Below are 19288 nucleotides of genomic sequence, written 5' to 3' on the forward strand. Positions count from 1 at the left end.
GTCTTGAAATAGGAGATGATAAAGAGTCTTCTTATTTATTATCAGCTGCAAGGGGACTGGGGGTCAGAGGCGACGGTTGACGGTTGACGGTTGACTGTTAACTGTTGACTGTTGACCAAATTATGGTAAACCCCAATATTGAGCGCGTTGCTTGAGCCAACCTTCGGCTATGTAACGTGCGATCGCTCCATTTACCCGTAGTCTTAAATCATCGTACTGCAATCCCTTGGGCATGGCTACAGATAAAGGTGCTGTGGATAGTTTGTTTGGCAATAGCCGATACTGGGGATATTGTTGCACCCAACCGCTGAGAATGCTCGCATCGGCGGCAAAGGCTTGCACTTGTCCAGTTTCTATTTGCGATCGCCCTTCTTCATAGGAACTTACTCCTACTAATTCAGCATTGGGCACATAGTACCTGACATCAGCAATCGTACTAGATTGTTTGAGGACGGCGATTTTGCGGTTTGCTAAATCTTTTATCTGCTGAATTCCAGTATCTTTTACAACCAGATAACTACCATCATAGTAGTAAGGAACACTGAAACTAACTAAGCGAGAGCGTGACTCTGTGGCTGTGACTCTGGCAATAGCAAAGTCAACTTTATTGTTTAAGACTACAGATAAGCGATCGCGGTTGGCTACGGGTTGTAACTTCACAGCATCTGCTTTACCTAACAAGTCACCTGCTAAACGCTGTGCTAAGTCAATTTCCAAACCTTGCAAATTCCCGTTGCTATCTCTAAATGCCAACGGACGCAAATTATCTTTTACCGCAATAGTTAAATAGCCTCGCCGCTGAATTTCTGGCATTTCGGCGGCAGATGCAATTGATCCTGTGCCTAGAAAGCAACAGCAAACAATCAATAATAAAGATAAAAGGTAAAGGATAAAGGATGAAAACCCGAATTGCTGCCAGACACCCATTCTTTTTAGTACAGTGTCTTTGTGCCAGCCCCCAAATTTATTTATGGGGTATACTTCAGCCTTCATACTTCATACTTCATCCTTTATCCTTTATCCGTTAACTTGGCTTGCCAATTCCGCGATTTTGCTAAAGCTAGCTGGATCGACAACTGCTAATTGTGCCAACATTTTGCGATTAAGTTGGATATCAGCTTTCTTCAGGTTGCCGATGAGCTTGCTGTAACTCAAACCATGTTCCCTTGAAGCAGCGTTGATGCGGGCGATCCAGAGGCGACGGAAATCGCGCTTTTTCTTTTTGCGATCGCGATAAGCACTCCGTAGTGCCTTCATTACTTGTTGGTTAGCGGTTCTAAACAAAGTTGAGTGGGAACCGCGAAAACCTTTAGCTAGTTTGAGAATTTTATTGCGGCGTTTACGAGCTACGTTACCGCGTTTTACCCGTGTCATAAATTAATTTTCCTGAAAAAGTTACAAATAGGGGAGCATCAAACGTACATTATCTGCGTCGCGTTCGTCCACAATTGCTGTCTTGGACAAGTTACGCTTCTTCTTGGTTGTTTTGTGCTCTAAAAGGTGGTTTTTGAAAGCTTTACGACGCACGATTTTGCCTGTGCCGGTGGCACGGAATCGCTTCGCCGCTGCTTTACGAGTTTTGAGTTTAGGCATGGTTTGGCTCTGATCGACACAATCCATCATTATATACTAAGCGAATCGAATTGCACGAGCCAAAGAGTTCGACTGGGTATTTACACCCCACCCGTATCGGCACGACTTATAGGATGCTGCTGGCGAATCAGGGGTAATACCCCTCGCTGATCCCGAAATCCCGCCGTCACCATAGAATGGTGCGGCTAATCAAACAAAGCCACCTTCGTGGGCTGAATTTTCTTAGCCCACGTACGACGGAGTCGTTCCCGAAGGGTAGGTGGGCTTTGTAGTGATAGCCCCAGGCTGGAAGCCTGCGGGCGTTATTTCGGGTAAGCGAGAGAACAGTGTATATCGGTATTGAGTAGTCAAACCCACAATTCGCCAGCAGCATCCTTATAGAAGTCGGGGAATCTGACCATCAGTTTAATCTAGACCTTGCCCTCAAGGGCGGGGTAGAGAATTACTATTGTGGACAATATCACGAGCCATTGCCGCCTCATAACCGCTAAAACCTGCTGATCGCAGTTGGTAACGTTGTCAGCTTGGCATTGCATATTTGCGGGATGGCAAGATGCCCAACCTACAACAATCATCCCTATTTTAGGCAAGGCCGTCAGCTTAATCTCAAGAAATTTTCAAATTTCCCTAAATAAAGTTGCATAAAATCTTAAATCCCTCGTACATAAATACAGAAACACAGTTATCAGCTTTTTTCAAAAGTGTATGATATGCCAATTTAAAATTTTTTCCTAATTTTCTATTGAGCGTATTATTTAGAGATAAAGGCTATAGTTCCATCTGCTTAAACATTCATAAAATTCAAACAGTCGCAATGGATGTTGTGATACCTGTGGACAGAATCTAACAAAGGAGTAATACATGATTTCAGTACAACCAACACAAACAAAAGCCGATATATTTAATAGGATAATAGTATTTACTTATGGTGTATTTTCCTATGCAATATTTTTTGTAACAATAATATATACTGCGGGATTCTTGGGTAATATATTTGTTCCGAAATCTATTGATTCGACACCGCAATCACCTTTATTATCTGCCTTACTTATAAACGGGGGATTACTTGGTTTGTTTGCTATTCAACATAGTGTAATGGCACGCCAAGGATTTAAACAGTGGTGGACAAAATTTATTAACAAAGCAGCAGAACGAAGCACTTATGTACTTTTTTCTAGTTTGGCACTCATGTTTTTATTCTGGCAATGGCAGCCCATAGGGGGTGTAATCTGGAATATTCAAAATCAAGTTGGACAATTGATGTTATGGTTACTTTTTGGTATTGGTTGGTTAATTTTGTTTTTAAGTACATTTTTAATTAACCACTTTGATTTATTTGGACTCCGACAAGTTTATCTATACTTACAGGGTAAAGAATACACTCAGTTAAAATTTAAAACTCCTTGGCTATACAATTATGTTCGTCATCCACTTTATGTAGGTTGGTTATTAATATTTTGGTCAACACCAAAAATGACTGCGGCTCATCTAGTATTTGCTCTACTCACGACGATCTATATTTTAGTTGCGATTCAATTTGAGGAACGAGATCTAATTAACATCTATGGTGAAGCTTACACTACTTACCGTCAACGTGTACCGATGCTAATTCCCTTCAGGAAAAAACAACACAGTTTGAAGTAAATACGACGATAAGAGAACGTGTTGCGGAAATTTTCATTGAAAGTCGGTGGGGTGCGGTTTAAGAGGTTGTTTTAAAAGTGATTGGCTGTGATTATAAGTACTTTCAGATCCCCCCTAGCCCCCCTTAAAAAGGGGGGAACTGGACTCAAAGTCCCCCTTAATAAGGGGGATAATGGGGGATCTAGAATTTTTTGCTACCGACGACAGAACTTTTCAAACATCCTCTAAGAGGGTGTTTGAAAAGTGGTTGGCTGTGATTTTAAGCACTAGCTGATCCCCCCTAGCCCCCCTTAAAAAGGAGGGAAAACCTATTGAAGTCCCCCTTTTTAAGGGGGATTTAGGGGGATCTAAAACGTTTTGTTACCGACGACAGGACTTTTCAAACATCCTCTAAAGTGCGCCCCGCCGACTTGGGGCTTAAGAAACTTTTGCTTTTGGATCTAAGACAATTTGTGTTCCAGATGTATTGACATGATAAGTCCAAGATTGGTCTTTTACCTTGACGATTACTTCCCAACCTTCAACGGGTTGATAAATCTCTGCACAGACTTCGCCAAAATTGAAATGACACTGGTTTCCAAAGGTTTTGGCTGTAGCTTGGGTAATTTGTAAATTCGCAACTGCAACCCCAGAACGTTTGGCGGCATCGGTTAAAATTTTATTAGCGATCGCTCTGGGTAATGTCACATTTCCCGATGCATTAATTTTCGGGTCTAAAACTATTTGCGAACCGGATTTATTCACATGGTAAGTCCAAGATTGGTCTTTTACTTGAACAATTACCTCCCAGCCAGCAACCGGATTATACTCCTTAGTGCAGATTTCGCCAAAGTTGAATTCGCAGGGATTTCCAAAGGTTTTGGTTGTAGCTTGGGTGATTTTTAAATTCGCAACTGCGACTCCAGAACGTTTGGCGGCATCGGTTAAAATTTTATTAGCGATCGCTCTGGGTAAAGTAACATTTCCCGATGCATTAATTTTTGGATCTAAAACAAGTTGGGAACCGAATTGATTGCTATGGTAAGTCCAAGATTGGTCTTTTACCTGAACAATTACTTCCCAACCCTTGATAGGCCTGTATTCCCGCGTACAAACTTCGCCAAACTGGAAAATACAGGGATTACTAAAGGTTTTGGCTGTAGCTTGGGTAATTTTCAAATCCGCGATCGCTACTCTAGAACGTTGGGAAGCATCATTGAGTATGGCTCTAGCAACGGCTCTTGGCAGTCTTTGGCTATTTTGAACGTTTTGGGCTAATTGTACCTTTGTGGCTATAGGAGCAGCAGTAGCAAGATTGTTAGCAGTCAATCCCATTCCATATAGCAGGCTGGTTAACGCCAAAGTCAATACCACGCTTTGCGGAAAATAACGGGCGACATTAATTGAATGAGATAGTTTATCTATGCATTTCATAGTCTTATCACCTTGAGAATTGAATAATTAATTTCGCTACTAATACCAATTCTCCCGAATTTACACTTAAAAATGACTAATTTTTTCCACCTTGGCATCATACCCGGTGGTAGGCTGTGGCTCATTCCAGTTTACTAAATATTAAGTGCAACTTCATGGTGAATTGCTATCAGATATCGCTTTCAAAAGAGGATATTTTGTTTGACGTTGCACTTGCGATTCAGTTTCCGAGGAATTAATTTTACGTAAATTTTGCTTGAGACTGCTCACGGTGACAAGGGCGGGGAGACCCATACGTGTCAACTTAACGTGAAACCCTTGCCAAGATGTGATTTGAGACAAAATCACGTACAACCAAGATCCGCGCTACCCCACCCCGGCTTTGCTGACGCAAAACCTCCCCTCCCCGCTTGCGGGGAGGGGATTGAGGGGTGGGGTAAAATGCCTGTGGAATAAGCGTTTTGACTTAAGTTGACACAGGTGGGGTCTCCCCCACCCCTACAATTGATGTGTGTTTTGTCAGTGTCAATTAAGCACCGTTGCTAAAGAAAGCACGCATTCGGGAAATTGGCGCTTTAAGGCGGGGAATACTGGACAAGGTGCTTGTTCTTGTAAATTCTCTGGTTTACTCCATGTGAAAGGTGCTTTTTGCGCCGCAGACATCCACAACAAACGCTTGGCTCTTGTCATCGCCACATAAAGTAAACGGTACTCTTCCGCAGTTTTGAGGTGTTTGGCTACTTCCCAAGCTTGAGACACTTCTGGTATACGCGATTCATTGTGTAAAGCCGCACGCACTTGGGCGCGAGCAACTTCTGATAAGGTAAAGTTGCCTAAAAACTGGCTTTGGGGTGGAACCCAAAATCGACCGGGAATTAAGTTTTCATGGAGAAAGGGAAGGAAAACATAGTCCCAATCTAGCCCTTTGGCTTTGTGCATGGTAATAATTGTTAGCTGACCATTACGGGTGTAACGTGCTTCTAAATCTTCTGTTTCTACAGCTTCAAATCGTTCGGAACTGACTATTTCACTTAAAGCTGATAACATCGCGCCCATTGAACTATTACCAGCTATTTGTTGATTTACCCGTTCTGCGAGTTTGTCAGCAGTTGCTAGTTCTGCTTGATCGTAATTTAACGTCAAAGCCAAAAAGGAAATTAGCTGATAAATTGGCAATTCCAAGCGGGCGCGGAGTAAACTACGACATAAATGTGCAGCTTTTTGTACTGTTTCAGATTGGGGTGGTGTTAAAGGGCCGGGATATAAAAACTCTTCTGGTAAACTAGCAAGAGCATTTAAGTCTTGGGTAGGAATTAACTGACGTTCTACTAATACCTCAAGTGCAGCTTTTAGGTAATCTGGGGAATGAGGGCGATCGCAAAATTGCATTAATGCCAAAATTTCTTGGGGAATCTGGGAACGGCGATCGCGTTCTCCAACATCGTAAAGTGTAATTTGATGCTCTTTACATATAGGTTCTAGGGCTTCGGCTAACCATCTTCCTTGGCGATTTTCCCGCACTAACACTGCTGCACTCACTTTTGAGGGGTCTGGTGTAAATAACTCAATCACCCGCTTTGACAGTAATTCTACGGTATGATGAATATCACGGGGAGTATAAAGTTCTAATCCCCTTCCCACTGCTGCGGGGTTAGCATCTTGTTGGGGATCGCCAGTGTCTACAGGACGAATTCTCTGGGGACGGAAGGGAAGCGAAGAAATCGAGTCATGGGATGATTGTTGCAGCTTGACTCCGTAAAAATTATTGATCCATTCCAAAGTAAAGTTCGCCGCTTCAATAATAATTCGCGTACTCCGCCCAGCTTGATCCATTGTTGCTAATTTACGCAGGCGATCGCACTGGGCGCAAAATTGCCGAAAATAAATCGGATCGGCTGGGGTGAAGGTGGAGTTAATCGCCTGGTTGGGGTCGCCAACGCGGACTAGGTTGATGGGGGATGAGGAAGACGGGGAGACAGAGAGAGGGGGAGACGCGGGGACAGAACTCGACCTGTCTCCGTGTCCCTGTGTCTCCATATCTTCTACTAAATCACTCGCCAAAATTTCTAATAATTTCGTCTGCAATGGGCTAGAATCTTGGGCTTCGTCTTCAAAGACGGCGAAAACTTGGTTTTGCTCAATGCGGCGGGCGCTGTCGTTTTCTAGCACTCGCAAGGCGGCTAAAATCATGTCATCGTAGTCGATGAAGTCACGCGATCGCATTAAGTTTTGATATTCCTGATACAAACCTGCGGCTACACTTAAAATTGCGTATGCATCTACGGTTTGTTGACTCCATTTTTGTAAATCTTCTGGTGATAAACCAGAACTTTTGGCTTCATGAATGACTGTAGTTGCTAAGTCTGGTAAGACTTCTGTCCTGAGTACCGATTGACGACGCAACCTTTCTGTCTCTTCGCCGTCAAATTGGCTACCTTCCAATAAGCGTAAATAACTATGTTGATTCTTGGCAATCCACTGTTCTACGGCTGTCCTGATGAAGCGGTGACTTTGGGTAGGCGTGATTAATGTGACATTTTCTAACTGCAACCCAGATAAGTCAGGATGGCGGTTGGCAATATTTAATGCTAGACCATGCAAAGTATAGACAACAAAACCTGTCTGGGGTAAAGATAAATCATCGCGTAAATATTTGCGGATTTTAGCTTTAATATTAGCAGCGGCGGAGCGTGTAAAGGTAACTACTACCAATTGGCGACGGGAAAAAGTGCGAGAGAGGGCTTTTTGTTCATATTGACGAGCGATCGCGATCGCCGCCGCCGCCGCCATACCTGTGGATTTACCCGCACCAGGGACAGCCGAAACAGCCAAGGGGCCAGAGTTCCAATCAGCCATTTGCTGTTGTCCGGGACGCAAGCTATGGCGAATGCGAGCGATCGCTTCTTGGCGCAAAGTAGAAACAGGTGATTTATCAGGTAATTCTGAGTGGAGAGATTCTTGTGTCACAGTATCAATAAAATTAGCGTCTGACATTATTGAGATTTTGATTTTGCATTGGAAATTAAATTCCAAATCCGCAGAATTCACAAATCAATTAACCAATAGTTCTATGATGACAAATTGCCAACTCTCTACATTATCTCTTGTCAAACCAACCTATAGCAAAAGCGATCGCTCCACTCAGATAGAATCTACGTTATCGCTCAACTTTGTCGCTTTTGTTCCAACTTTTTAACATGTTCCCGGATCGCTGTTTCCATGATGGCAATATTTTCAGGTGTGTCTGGAATCGGGTATAAATCACTATCGTCAGAATTTTCTGCCAAGCGATCGGCAAGTTTATAAAATGCCTCATCGTCATTTCGATGTGAAAGTAGGTAAGCTCTCAGTTGTGCGATGCTCATATTGTCAAAGTCTGGTTTCATCTAAACCTCCACTTGCCATCACGGTAAATTACAACTTGCAGATCTTCACCCGCGAAGATGTACACGATACCTGTACGCTCATCAAAACGTACAAGCTCTATGGGACGATAAAAATTTGTCAGATATTGACAAACTTTAATGCAAGATTTCCCCTGTTCACCTGTTGGTAAAATTACCTCATCCTCAAAACACCACTAATTCAATTTTAGAGGACTTAGGGTTATGGAGCGATACCTTCGGCATGGCTCCACTCATCTGGAATCTCACACAACCATAATTATCTCTCAATTGCTACATTTGGAATCCGGCTCCATTCATTCCACGAACCGTCATAATTTCGCACCTTGGGATAGCCTAGTAAATATTTCAAGACAAACCATGTATAGCCCGATCGCCCACCAATTGCACAGTAAGGGATAATTTCCTTGTCAGGTGTAATTCCTTGGCTGCTGTAAATTGCTTGTAATTCATCAAAAGATTTGAAAGTTCCATCTTCATTCAGCGTCAGCAGATGCTCAATATGCACTGCACCGGGAATATGTCCGGCGCGTTCTGTTGCTTGTGGAGGCTGATTGAGAAAGAATTCACCACGGTACTCTTCAACTGAACGCACATCCAAAAGTACACGATCTGCGTTACCTATAGATGCTTGAACTTCTGCGGCAAATACCCGCTCTGTTGTATCAACAGCTGATATAGAATACTGAGTTGGCTCAAAATTTGATAACTCTGTTGCTACTCGCAAATTTTGAGCCAGCCATTTTTGATGTCCACCGTTGAGGACACGCACATTTTTATGTCCAAATACTTGCAATAGCCAAAAAATCCAAGCGCCAGTCCCAGGGTAGCTACCATAAGCAACGACAGTCGTATCATTAGTGATACCAGAGCGCGAAAGCAATTTTTCCATCGAGACAGGGTCAAAATTGATTTGTAAATTGGGAAGAAGTAAATCAGTGAAGATATTCCAGAAAACTGCACCGGGAATGTGAGCATCTTTGTATGGCTGTGGACTGGTATCGACTTCTACTATCCGCATTTGCGGATCGTTTAAATGTTCTAACAGCCATTGTGTATCAACTAAAACTTCAGAGTGAGCATACTGAGTCATGAGTTTCTCCGGCGATCGCACTTAGGCTAAGATTAGAATCGTTACCCGACCGCGCCTAGTCCTCGAACGAGTACAATTTGCCATGATGGCGAACTTACCAGCTTTATTTGCGGCGATCGCCCAAGCAAAAAATGAACAGGAATTGCGATCGCAAGTATTGGTAGAATTCAGTGAGTACTTTGCTGCCAAACGCTGCGGTTTGTTTTTTTACGATCAACTGCCCATAGTTGACAGCAAGCTGCAAAAAGCATTCCAACTCGCCTTATCCACTGAACACAACCCAGTTTTGCGCTATATAGTCGAGCGACATACACCTGTTCATGAAGGATTGGTGGTATCGCCTAAAGCCTGGAGGCTAATTTGTCCGCGTAGCGATCATTGGCACGTTATGGCAGGGCCACTTGTCAGTCGTGGTAAGTTAATTGGTGGAGTCGGCTTTACCCGTGAGCAAGGTAAGCCTGCATTCGACACGCAAAATTTGCTAGATTTAAGTGCGCTGTGTCTGCATTTATCAACTTGGGTAGCAACTGTGCGGACTCAACGCCAACCTTTAACAATGAATCACCTGACACCTCGGGAAATGCAAATTGCTGAATTGGTTGCTCAGGGATACACAAACGCAGAAATTGGCGCTGAACTTTGGATTACGGAGAACTCTGTCAAGCAAGCTTTAAAGCGAATGTTTCGTAAACTTGAGGTCTCATCCCGTGCGCAGATGATTGCACAGGTTTTTGCAGGTACACGTTTGTCTTCACAAAAAGTTAAGACAAAATTGTAATTAGTTCAAATAGTTCAACAGCGATATTCGATGACAAGCAGTTAGAGTACTCCAAGTAAAAAAATGCCCAGTTGTCATTGCGAACGCTCGCAATGACGGGTTTTGGATCATTTATTTTGTGGAACACTCTTAATACTCCTCGTCATTGGTTTCGATATCAAGCAGGACAATGACTTCACTATTTGTATCCGTATCGGATTCAATTGAGAACACAACACGACAGTAATAACCACAAGAACAGGACTGAAGGCCCTCAAGCTTACCGCTGAGTTTATGAGTGCCCAAGTTTGGTGAAAATACGTCCGCTTCCATTTCTTGAAGAGTATCTTCAAGACGTTCCTGGAGGTCAGGATTTCGTTTGACAAACTTGCGGAATGTTCGTTGAAATTTAGGTGTTAATACCAGCAGTCTCATGCTTCTGGCTCTTGTAAATATACACGCAATGCTGCGATCGCATCCTCCGCTGACTGCTTTTGAAATTTGCCAGCATGGAAATCAGCTAAGGTTTGCTTTGCATCCGCAGCCATTTCTGTACAGAGACTTTCATAGTGGTGATCTTGCAGAATTTGAATCAGCATTTCCTGCTGTTCACACGGTAGTTGCAAAGCAATTTCTAGCACTTGATCGAGGGTACTCATGAAATTAGGCTATCCACTGATGAAGTTGATTAAATTGTAACTCTCTCTACTGTTCAAAAAACAGCAGCCTGTGCGATCGCACCCAAAGATTGACTCAATCTCACTCCAACAACCAAGCAAACACATCTTGGACTGTCAGTTGTAAATCACTCGCAAACGATGGTGTAGGTAGGATTGCATCTGGCTGATCAAACACCTCAGTTTCTTGTTTAGGGCGATAAACAAACACAGTTTGCTCATCTGGATCAATTAACCAACCCATTTGAGTTCCATGTTTGAGACAATGAAGAATATTTTTGGTTACCTTTGTTTGGCTTTGATCGGGAGATAAGATTTCAATTGTCCAATCGGGAGCGATGGGAAATATATTTGCAACTTCCCCATTTTCATCGCGGGGAATTCTACTCCAGACGACAACTGCAATATCAGGTACAATTGAACGTCCGCCAAATGTACAACGCAACTCTGGAAATGCACGCGCCAGACGCTTTGGCTTAACTACAAAATTGATCGCTGGTACAAGTTCTCCTTGTAGAGCGCTATGTTTGCCTTGTGGCATCGGTTTGAGGATAATTTGACCATCAATATACTCACTGGCGGGTTTGGTTTCTGGTAATTGCAGAAACTCTTCCAGTGTCAGAGTTCTGGATGCTGCTTGTAGCATTTAGGGATTGCCTCTAGAACTGCCAGACTAACTCAAGTTTCTATTTTACATATTGCTGGTTGTGTTGCGAGAGAAAGAGCGATCGCGCTCAAGTTTTATAAAAATTGAGGGTTTATTGCAAGGTCATCAGTGAACAAAGACAGTTGAACACCAGCCACAAGCCTTCTCTGTTTTGCTGCTTCTCTCAGTCGCTTCTCTGCTTTGTACACATTCTCAATGATGGGTACTGGCTGCGGTATGTGTTTGGGGAGTAGAAGCTTGAAAGCAATACGAACAGCTTCTACTGGATGTTTATTTATCTAATACCGTTTCTTAAATTTTTTAAGTCTTTTCCCTCAAGAATAGTATCGCGAAGATTAGCATCATCAAAATTTGCCTCTTGAAAATTTGCCTTTTCAATATGCTCCTGAATAAGATATGCACTTTCAAGATTTGCTTCTCTTAAATCAGCCCCTTCAAGATTTATGGGAATAAAAATAGATCTGGTAATATTTGCTTGATTCAGATTGCTCTGTTTCAAATTTACGAAGGTTAAGTCTGCACCTTGAAGATTTGCATTTTGAAGATTTGCATTTTGAAGATTTGCATTTTTGAGATTTGCATTTTGAAGATTTGCATTTTGAAGATTTGCATTTTGAAGATTTGCATTTTGAAGATTTGCACTGCTCAGATTTACACCTTGAAGATTTGCACTGCTTAGATTTGAGTCTACAAGATTTGTAAATACCATTTCTGCATTTTCAAGATTTGCTCCCTCAAAGTTTGAATTATAAAAATCTTGAATCAGGAGCATTGCATCTTTTAAATCCAAAAAACTCAGATATTTCAAACATAAAACATTAGTATTTAATCTTTGCTCACGAAGCCGTGATATCCATATACCAAAAGAATCAATGTATGGGCATTGAATATTTGATATTTTTCTTGTTAATCGGGCACAGGCATTTAATACAGCTAACAAAGATTCCTCAGCATTACGTGCCTGAAAGTTTTCTATCCAGAAGTCTTGTCTGATACTTAAAAGTTCCATTGGAATTCTACGCAATAACACATAACTAACCAGGCGACATAGTGTCCGTTGCCAGTTTCTTACATCTGATAAAGTCTGCAAGCGAAGTTCATCTAAAATGAAGTTAAATAAGTATTCATCCATTGTGGATGGACAACATAAAATTGCCCAGTGTGCTAGAGCTTGTCGTTCATCCCAGCCTCGATCTAGATCATTATCTCTTTGCTCTAGTTCGTCATGAATACGCTTAATTCCTCTTATAATGCGTCTTGCTGTAAGATATTCCCCGAAACTTTTGTGGGTAAATTCAAAGGTTTTCTCCTCATATCTGACTCCACTTTGCCGGAAATAAAAAGCAGCTAACAAACGGGTAACGCCTAATTTTGCTCCTTCTTGAAATATATCTAAAAGACGCTTTAGTCCAATATTTTTGCAATGGTCTTCTATCTCTTGAATTGTTGTTGTATGCCCATTTCCATGCCAGGAAGCAAGAGCAATTTCTTCCAGAATTCGGACAAAATCTTTTTCTTCAATGCCCTGAATTGCTGGATGTTGATAACCAGTCCAACCCCTCTCGTAAACCGCTTTGAGTAAATCTTCATAAATAACATTTAGGTTGCTATCTTCAGAAAATTGTACTGTACCTCTGACAAAGCTCAATGCAACCAAATAATTCAGCAATGGTTGGGCAGTAATTTCTACAAGATTTCCTTGGTCTAGCTCAGGGGGTAAGGTCATATACCCATGACCACTAGATTGGCCGTAAGACTGCCACCAAATTTGCCGTTGATCTTGTTCTAAAATTTTTTGATCATCAATGTAATTTTCTCTTTCATCTTCAGTAATAAAATAAGGAAGTATATGTAATATTTGCTGAGGTTGACGAAAATCACTGCTGTTTGCTTGCACTACAAGTTCTCGTCCACTAACAATTATTTGTAAACGTGTTTCGTGCCCATTAAAACGATCTACTTTCTTCTGTACTTCACGAACAAAATCTTGGGCAGTTTTTTCTGCAATTTTACCCTGCATGGCAAGCTCATCTAAGCCATCAAAGATAATTAGTAACCTTGACTCAGCTTTGTCTTGTTCTAAAGGATTATGGCGAAGAAAGCCATCGTCTCGTACAAACTTACCAACTGCATCAACTAAGTCATCTGAGGGGTCAAAATGGTGCAATGTAATAAATAAGACGAAAATTTCTCCTTTTTCTGCCTGCTTAGCTGCAAAGATTTTGACAAAAGAAGATTTTCCACTTCCAGGTCCCCCACTAATTACTCGGATGGCATCATGACGATCACTCTTTTCTAACCAAGCTTCCAGTTCTGTTTCTAAGTCAACAACAACCTGCTCATATTTTTCATCTTCTGTGACTCTACGTTTAAATCCCTCATTTTTGTCACCCTCAACTTTGCGTTTATAGTAGGCTCGCAAGGGAACATAAACTTGTTTTAGACCAAAAGCTTCTAAAAACATGGGTTCTTCTACCTGTTTTTGCAGCCATGCTAAATAACGTCGCCATCTTTGTTCCCGTTCATTTGCTTGAGTAAATGGGGTATTTAACTTGTCTTTTAAACAAGCATAGTCTTGAGGATGATTTCCCCAAAGTTCATTTAAAGCATCTATAAAATAGCTGGGAAGTCGATTACTAATTGCCTGTGCTTGGGCTTGGTTAAAACCACAGTCTTGTAGCCAGTGAGCAAACGGAGTTTTGATTACTTCAAAAATAGGTAACTCTTTGGGACGCTCAAAAAAGTTTTGATCAATAACTAATTCATTATTTTGCAACGACTCGTCTAGATGATGGCATAATGCTTTAAAATCAATTTCATTGACTAACAAGGGTTTATTTCGTTCTTGCTTAACTAGTAAGTCTTTATTTCCTTCTACCAAGCTACGCATTGCCTGCATTAGAGAGCGGTAAATTAGCAACCATGCTACCTGTCCAGTATCTGCTCCTAGTCCTAATGCTCCTAAAGTATCTACAGCATCTCCAGCTAAGCTATCCCATTTACTAAAACCAGCATCTATCGCAGCTTTGCCTAGAGATTTAAACAAATCTCTGAAATTTACTTTGATATCTTTATTCCATATGGCAATTGGCTTGGTAACTGAAATTCCAGAGGTGGTGTTCATAACATTTATAGGCGTTTAGCCAGCAGTACTTAGATAATCAATTTAAACAAGACTATAAAGGAAATGTTAGTGGAACTAGAATCTTGTAACATTTTTGTATATCTTACTTAAAATTTTCAAGCTCAAAGACGCAATTTCCAGGCTCAAAGGCGCAACTTCGAGGATAAAAGGTGCAACTTCGAGGATAAAAGGCTCAATTGTCAGCCTCAAAGGCTCAAGCGTCAGCCTTAAAGGTTCAACTGTCAGCCTCAAAGGCTCAACTGTCAGCCTCAGAGGCTCAAGCGTCAGCTTCAAAGGCTCAACTGTCAGCCTCAAAGGTTCAACTGTCAGCCTCAAAGGCTCAAGCGTCAGCCTCAAAGGCTCAAAAATGTCTTGGTGAATGAAATTCAAGGCTACACAAACAAAACCCGCCTTGTCTTTTAACGAAAAATCTGTGTGTAAAACACGGCAAAGGGCACAGCATTGCTCATTGGTGTCAACTTAAGAAGATTTTGCCCAAATTTGTTGGGTGTAAGCGTCAATCTCGCGATGACGCTTACGCCTAGTTTTGACTAATCCTGCATAGCTTTTGATGTTCGACAAGATAAGGAACAACCTCAAATGCATCACCACGGAGAACAGCTTGGGAGAAATGGTATAAACTGCGGAAAACCATCTCTGTAGAAATTCGGTCTAAAGGTTGATTTAATGCGATCGCCACATCAATACATAATTGATTGAGAACAGCATAAAAAATCCAAGTGGCAAAAATTTGAATTTCTACACCATGACTATCACCAACCCAGATATAAGCAAGACCTAAAAGCCGCTTGGTTAGCAAAAATGCATCTTCAACTCGCCAACGTCTTCGATATAGTTCACAAACTTGCTGTGCAGATAAGATTTGCGGATCTAGTACGTTGGTTAAATAATAATACCAAGTTGAACCCCACAACACAGAAACCAAACGTACTGGGTGCTGACAAGGATTAGAGCGGTATTCTCCCATATCTATAATTTCGTCACGGTAGAATGGGGTATGAGCTAAACAACGAGTGACCTTGTAAGCAGTTTTTTCTCGCAGTCGCGTGACAAAAAACTTGTTTGCTTTCGTAAACGCATCAAACCAAGGAAATTTGAAAAATCCTAAATCAAAAATCAGTAATCCACTAACCGGTAAGCGTTCAATTAATTGATCGCACCAAGTTTTATCATTAGCTTTGCTGTTTGTTGTATACCAGGTGGTTACTGGTCGATGGCTAAAGGCTTCCACCACCATCATGATTTTGCCCGCAAGTGTTTTTTCTTGTTCTTTGAGTGCTTTTAACTTCCTTCGTAATGCTTCTAGGGTTGAGCCGTCCGCAATCCAGATGACTGTAAATTTTTGAGATACTAGTTGCCAATTCTCAGGAATTGCCTGATTTTTTGGCTGATTATTGATTCTTTCCATTACTTGCGCAAAGATTTGTGCAAATAATTCTATTGGTAATGTTCGCAATCTTTTTGATACTGCTTGGGCACTGACTTCGATTCGCTCAACCCATAACAATCCCTCTTGTGACAATACCCTTTGCACTTCTCTTAACCCCGGAATCTGACGATATACTAGACTGACCACGATCGCCATCATCATCGGCAGCGTTAAGATTCTGTCTCGGAATTTTTTCTTTTGTTCGTCTTCATACAATCTCAAGGGTTTGAAGCTTACAGGAGATAGCAATGAAAATATTTTTTTCTCGATTTCTTCTATTGGCGGCACTGGTACATGCTTTTGCTGCCGCAAATCTGGATTTCCTGTTCGTGCTGGACGTTTTTTACTCATGATGTATCACTAAGAACATCAATCAAGATGTTCTTAGATTACATCTAATTGTTCCTTCACGCTTAAGTTGACACCAATGAACCCTCTCGCCCTCATCCCCTAACCCCTTCTCCCCAGGGAGAAGGGGAATTGGATCTCTAGCTCCCCTCTCCCCAGGGGAGAGGGGCTGGGGGTGAGGGCGAAACCTTGTCACCAAGCGGGTTTCACGTTAAGTTGACACGTATGGAGAGGGTTTTGCACAACGCCTGCCCTATATAGCTTTTAGCTTAAGTTGACACCAATGGGGGTCACCCCGCCCCTACGAGTTGCGGGCTTGGTAAGTTAATGATAGGGATGTTTTTTTATTTGGAAGTCCCTTAAAGAGTTCCGAGTTTGGATGTAAGATCAGCTCAAAATCTCAAGATATGCTTTCCCAGATCCTGAATAAATTTGTAGTGGGAGCATCTTGCTCCCTAATGTCCAAGAAGCGCCCTCAAATCACCGCAATACAATCAATTTCTACCAATACATCCTTCGGTAACCGCGATACCTCCACACAAGCACGGGCTGGCGCTGTGTCTTCGTGAAAATATTTGGCATAAACCGCATTCACCGCCGCAAAATCATTCATATCTGCGAGAAATACCGTGGTCTTTACCACATTTTCAAAACTAGCACCAGCTGCTGTCAAGATAGCTTCTAAATTAGCTATTACCTGCTCAGTTTGCTTTTTCACATCATCAGTGTAGACAACCTGACCAATGCGCGGATCGATCGCAATTTGTCCAGCCACAAACACCATTTGACCAGAAGCGGCGATCGCTTGATTATATGGCCCCACTGGTTCCGGTGCATTATCAGTACGAATAACAGTCTTACTCATTTTCTCTTCTCTCTGCGTCCTCTGCGTCCTTGGCGGTTCATTATCCCAACCTGGGACGCAAACCATAATGCCGATACTGCCAATAATCCCGCAAAATGCGATCGTGGTCAAAACACAAATTAAGCGGAACACGCCAAGATTCAAAAATGGCGATATTCTTAGCATCATCACCGGCTTTTGGCTCACCTTTAGCGATCGCTAAAAACACAATGCTAATCGTATGCTGACGCGGATCGCGACTGGGGTCAGAATACACCAAAAATTGTTCAATTAACTCCACCTGCAAACCCGTTTCTTCCTCTGCTTCCCGTTTTGCAGCCACTTCCACAGCTTCACCATAATCCACAAAACCACCAGGAAGCGCCCAGCCTAAAGGCGGGTTATGTCTCTCAATTAACACTATAGGCAGATGAGGGCGATCCACCAATTCAATAATGATATCTACTGTCGGAGCCGGGTTTCTGTAATTCATATGCATTATTAAGTATTAAGTAGGAATTATGAGCTTTTATAGGGATTTGTTACATTCTCTACAACTCTGACTATAGGCAGCTTTTAAAGCAACCCCTAGCGTGATAGATTCGATGCGATCGCCTAGCGTGATGTTAAGGCGATCGCTTGCTCCTATATCATCCAATTAAGTATGCCTTTTCCTAGATCCAGCGGTATTTTGCTGCATCCTACTTCCTTTCCCAGTCGATTTGGAATTGGGGATTTAGGCTTGGAAGCCTATAGCTTTATTGATTTTCTCAAAGACAGCTACCAACAATACTGGCAAGTTTTACCTTTAGGGCCTACTGGGTATGGTAATTCTCCTTATGCGTGTTATTCAGCAATGGCAGGAAACCCGCAACTCATTAGTCCAGAACAACTACAAGAGCAGGGTTTACTCACAGAAGATGACTTTGCTAACTTACCAGGATTTGACTCCTCCAAGGTAGAGTTCGATCGAATTGCACCAATTAAGATTGATTTGCTCAAAAAAGCCTGCGAGAATTTTAAAACTAAAGCCACACCTTTACAGCAAAAAGAATTCGCTGGATTTTGTCAAAGTAAAGCTTATTGGCTGGATGACTATGCCTTATTTATGGCGCTCAAAGATACTCATGGCGGCTCAAGTTGGCATACTTGGGAGCCAGAACTCGCCAAACGCGAACCCCAAGCAATTGATCAAGCACAGCGACAGCTGACGGGGGAAATATTCTTTCACAAATTTATCCAATTTGAATTTTTCCGTCAGTGGTCGAAACTCAAAACCTACGCCAATATGAGCGGTATCCAAATTATTGGCGATATCCCCATTTATGTAGCTCATGATAGCTCTGATGTCTGGGCAAACCCCGATATCTTTTGTTTAGATGAAGAAACAGGAGAAGCAGCGCTGATGGCTGGTGTTCCACCAGATTACTTTAGTGCTACTGGTCAACTGTGGGGTAATCCAGTATATAACTGGGAAGAATTGGAAAAACAAGATTTTAAATGGTGGCTGGGGCGCTTTCAAGCCATGCTGGATTATGTCGATGTGATTCGCATTGACCACTTCCGAGGTTTTGAAGCGTACTGGGCTGTGGAACAAGGAGAAGAAACAGCTATTAATGGCGAGTGGTTAAAAGCGCCTGGGGAAGAATTGTTTGAGACAATCAAACAAAAGTTAGGCATACTACCAGTGTTAGCGGAAGATTTAGGAGTAATTACCCCAGAGGTAGAAGCACTGCGCGACAATTTTGAATTTCCCGGAATGAAAGTTTTGCAGTTTGCTTTTGGTTCTGATCCGGCTAATCCTTTTTTACCTTTTAACTACCCGCGAAATGCTGTAGTCTACACCGGCACTCATGATAATGACACTACTGTCGGTTGGTATAACCAAGCAAGTGACTGGGAAAAGCAAAACTTATTGCTTTATTTAGGTTGCATCAGTTCGGACGGGATTCATTGGGATTTAATTCGACTAGCTTTAAGTTCTATTGCCAATCAGGCAATTATTCCCTTACAAGATGTTTTAGGATTGGGAACAGAAGCGCGGATGAATTTTCCCAGTGTTGCTGAGGGTAATTGGGGCTGGCGCTACCAAAAAGAAGCTTTGACTGAAGAATTAAGCCAGAAGCTAAAACTTCTGACTACACTCTATGGACGTGCGTCTACACAGACCTGAGTCTATCGTTGCATTGTAGTAAGCACTTCAGTGCTGGAAAATTCACTGAAGTGCTTCAAAAATCACCGACTGAAGTCCTAACCAATTCATCTTGAGGTCAT

At 42.1% G+C, this 19288-nt stretch carries 17 protein-coding genes and 2 pseudogenes; 4 read left to right on the forward strand and 15 right to left on the reverse strand.

The features are described from left to right. Positions 1-120: 120 nt before the first annotated feature. Genes AACU32_RS05170 through rpmI form a run of 3 tightly spaced genes read right to left on the reverse strand, consistent with a single transcriptional unit; the run spans position 121 to position 1593 of the window. Positions 121-993 carry a transporter substrate-binding domain-containing protein gene (locus AACU32_RS05170; RefSeq protein ID WP_339377524.1) on the reverse strand — a complete coding sequence of 291 codons (873 nt, stop codon included), beginning with the start codon at positions 991-993 and terminating at the stop codon, positions 121-123. Positions 994-1017: 24 nt separating this feature from the next. Next, a complete protein-coding gene (gene rplT, locus AACU32_RS05175; RefSeq protein ID WP_096598481.1) occupies positions 1018-1374 on the reverse strand; it encodes a 50S ribosomal protein L20 in 357 nt (118 codons plus the stop codon). A gap of 21 nt (positions 1375-1395) precedes the next feature. Next, on the reverse strand, positions 1396-1593 hold the full coding sequence (gene rpmI / locus AACU32_RS05180) for a 50S ribosomal protein L35 (RefSeq protein ID WP_096598483.1): 198 nt from the start codon (positions 1591-1593) through the stop codon (positions 1396-1398). Positions 1594-2454: 861 nt separating this feature from the next. Between rpmI and mddA the strand changes: the two genes are divergently transcribed. Further along, positions 2455-3237 carry a methanethiol S-methyltransferase gene (gene mddA, locus AACU32_RS05185; RefSeq protein WP_096598485.1) on the forward strand — a complete coding sequence of 261 codons (783 nt, stop codon included), beginning with the start codon at positions 2455-2457 and terminating at the stop codon, positions 3235-3237. A 417-nt stretch (positions 3238-3654) separates the two neighbouring features. Here mddA and AACU32_RS05190 read toward each other — a convergent pair whose 3' ends face one another. The 5 genes from AACU32_RS05190 to AACU32_RS05205 form a co-directional block, all read right to left on the reverse strand. Continuing rightward, complete coding sequence (locus tag AACU32_RS05190; protein ID WP_096598487.1) at positions 3655-4650, reverse strand: hypothetical protein; 996 nt, start codon at positions 4648-4650, stop codon at positions 3655-3657. 525 nt (positions 4651-5175) lie between these two features. Next, positions 5176-7644, reverse strand: coding sequence for an ATP-dependent helicase (locus AACU32_RS05195; RefSeq protein WP_096598489.1), 2469 nt, complete (start codon positions 7642-7644; stop codon positions 5176-5178). A gap of 170 nt (positions 7645-7814) precedes the next feature. Next, complete coding sequence (locus AACU32_RS05200; protein ID WP_096598491.1) at positions 7815-8036, reverse strand: DUF6887 family protein; 222 nt, start codon at positions 8034-8036, stop codon at positions 7815-7817. After that, positions 8033-8209 carry a DUF6888 family protein gene (locus tag AACU32_RS40630; protein ID WP_445223215.1) on the reverse strand — a complete coding sequence of 59 codons (177 nt, stop codon included), beginning with the start codon at positions 8207-8209 and terminating at the stop codon, positions 8033-8035. Before AACU32_RS40630 ends, AACU32_RS05200 begins: the two co-directional genes overlap by 4 nt. A 104-nt stretch (positions 8210-8313) precedes the next feature. Next, positions 8314-9147: a sulfurtransferase gene (locus AACU32_RS05205; RefSeq protein ID WP_096598493.1), complete on the reverse strand. Its 834-nt coding sequence runs from the start codon at positions 9145-9147 to the stop codon at positions 8314-8316. A gap of 85 nt (positions 9148-9232) precedes the next feature. Here AACU32_RS05205 and AACU32_RS05210 point away from each other — a divergent pair, with 85 nt between their 5' ends. Next, positions 9233-9925, forward strand: a complete 693-nt coding sequence (locus AACU32_RS05210) for a LuxR C-terminal-related transcriptional regulator (RefSeq protein ID WP_096598495.1) — start codon at positions 9233-9235, stop codon at positions 9923-9925. A 129-nt stretch (positions 9926-10054) separates the two neighbouring features. Here the strand turns inward: AACU32_RS05210 and AACU32_RS05215 are convergent, their stop codons facing one another. From AACU32_RS05215 to AACU32_RS05230, 4 genes are all read right to left on the reverse strand, one after another. After that, on the reverse strand, positions 10055-10339 hold the full coding sequence (locus AACU32_RS05215) for a type II toxin-antitoxin system RelE/ParE family toxin (RefSeq protein WP_096598497.1): 285 nt from the start codon (positions 10337-10339) through the stop codon (positions 10055-10057). Further along, positions 10336-10563, reverse strand: coding sequence for a hypothetical protein (locus AACU32_RS05220; RefSeq protein ID WP_096598499.1), 228 nt, complete (start codon positions 10561-10563; stop codon positions 10336-10338). Before AACU32_RS05220 ends, AACU32_RS05215 begins: the two co-directional genes overlap by 4 nt. A gap of 100 nt (positions 10564-10663) precedes the next feature. Beyond that, a complete protein-coding gene (locus tag AACU32_RS05225) occupies positions 10664-11227 on the reverse strand; it encodes a Uma2 family endonuclease (RefSeq protein WP_096598501.1) in 564 nt (187 codons plus the stop codon). Positions 11228-11522: 295 nt separating this feature from the next. Continuing rightward, positions 11523-14372: a pentapeptide repeat-containing protein gene (locus tag AACU32_RS05230; protein ID WP_096598503.1), complete on the reverse strand. Its 2850-nt coding sequence runs from the start codon at positions 14370-14372 to the stop codon at positions 11523-11525. A 94-nt stretch (positions 14373-14466) separates the two neighbouring features. Between AACU32_RS05230 and AACU32_RS05235 the strand changes: the two genes are divergently transcribed. Continuing rightward, the gene (locus AACU32_RS05235; RefSeq protein WP_339377527.1) at positions 14467-14751 is read left to right on the forward strand and encodes a hypothetical protein; all 285 of its coding nucleotides are present in this window, start codon (positions 14467-14469) and stop codon (positions 14749-14751) included. Between the two features lie 101 nt (positions 14752-14852). On the opposite strand, the pseudogene AACU32_RS05240 reads toward AACU32_RS05235, so the two are convergent. The 3 genes and pseudogenes from AACU32_RS05240 to AACU32_RS05250 form a co-directional block, all read right to left on the reverse strand. Continuing rightward, positions 14853-16173 (reverse strand): annotated as a pseudogene (locus AACU32_RS05240) (IS4 family transposase). 472 nt (positions 16174-16645) lie between these two features. Continuing rightward, a pseudogene (locus tag AACU32_RS05245) lies at positions 16646-17035 on the reverse strand (RidA family protein); the annotation flags it as partial. A 40-nt stretch (positions 17036-17075) separates the two neighbouring features. Continuing rightward, the gene (locus AACU32_RS05250) at positions 17076-17507 is read right to left on the reverse strand and encodes an NUDIX domain-containing protein (RefSeq protein ID WP_096598509.1); all 432 of its coding nucleotides are present in this window, start codon (positions 17505-17507) and stop codon (positions 17076-17078) included. Between the two features lie 171 nt (positions 17508-17678). Here AACU32_RS05250 and malQ point away from each other — a divergent pair, with 171 nt between their 5' ends. Beyond that, positions 17679-19187 carry a 4-alpha-glucanotransferase gene (gene malQ, locus AACU32_RS05255; RefSeq protein ID WP_096598511.1) on the forward strand — a complete coding sequence of 503 codons (1509 nt, stop codon included), beginning with the start codon at positions 17679-17681 and terminating at the stop codon, positions 19185-19187. Positions 19188-19288: the final 101 nt, after the last annotated feature.

Origin of the sequence: Calothrix sp. NIES-2100, from assembly GCF_963875285.1 — a bacterium.
GTDB lineage: Bacteria > Cyanobacteriota > Cyanobacteriia > Cyanobacteriales > Nostocaceae > Aulosira.

Coding starts and splice junctions, on each gene's coding strand:
- AACU32_RS05200 (WP_096598491.1), bottom strand. CDS start 8,036: ATGAAACCAGACTTTGACAATATGAGCATCGCACAACTGAGAGCTTAC.
- malQ (WP_096598511.1), top strand. CDS start 17,679: ATGCCTTTTCCTAGATCCAGCGGTATTTTGCTGCATCCTACTTCCTTT.
- AACU32_RS05195 (WP_096598489.1), bottom strand. CDS start 7,644: ATGTCAGACGCTAATTTTATTGATACTGTGACACAAGAATCTCTCCAC.
- AACU32_RS05250 (WP_096598509.1), bottom strand. CDS start 17,507: ATGAATTACAGAAACCCGGCTCCGACAGTAGATATCATTATTGAATTG.
- rpmI (WP_096598483.1), bottom strand. CDS start 1,593: ATGCCTAAACTCAAAACTCGTAAAGCAGCGGCGAAGCGATTCCGTGCC.
- AACU32_RS05215 (WP_096598497.1), bottom strand. CDS start 10,339: ATGAGACTGCTGGTATTAACACCTAAATTTCAACGAACATTCCGCAAG.
- AACU32_RS05205 (WP_096598493.1), bottom strand. CDS start 9,147: ATGACTCAGTATGCTCACTCTGAAGTTTTAGTTGATACACAATGGCTG.
- AACU32_RS05170 (WP_339377524.1), bottom strand. CDS start 993: ATGAAGGCTGAAGTATACCCCATAAATAAATTTGGGGGCTGGCACAAA.
- AACU32_RS05210 (WP_096598495.1), top strand. CDS start 9,233: ATGGCGAACTTACCAGCTTTATTTGCGGCGATCGCCCAAGCAAAAAAT.
- rplT (WP_096598481.1), bottom strand. CDS start 1,374: ATGACACGGGTAAAACGCGGTAACGTAGCTCGTAAACGCCGCAATAAA.
- AACU32_RS05190 (WP_096598487.1), bottom strand. CDS start 4,650: ATGAAATGCATAGATAAACTATCTCATTCAATTAATGTCGCCCGTTAT.
- AACU32_RS05220 (WP_096598499.1), bottom strand. CDS start 10,563: ATGAGTACCCTCGATCAAGTGCTAGAAATTGCTTTGCAACTACCGTGT.
- AACU32_RS05225 (WP_096598501.1), bottom strand. CDS start 11,227: ATGCTACAAGCAGCATCCAGAACTCTGACACTGGAAGAGTTTCTGCAA.
- mddA (WP_096598485.1), top strand. CDS start 2,455: ATGATTTCAGTACAACCAACACAAACAAAAGCCGATATATTTAATAGG.
- AACU32_RS05230 (WP_096598503.1), bottom strand. CDS start 14,372: ATGAACACCACCTCTGGAATTTCAGTTACCAAGCCAATTGCCATATGG.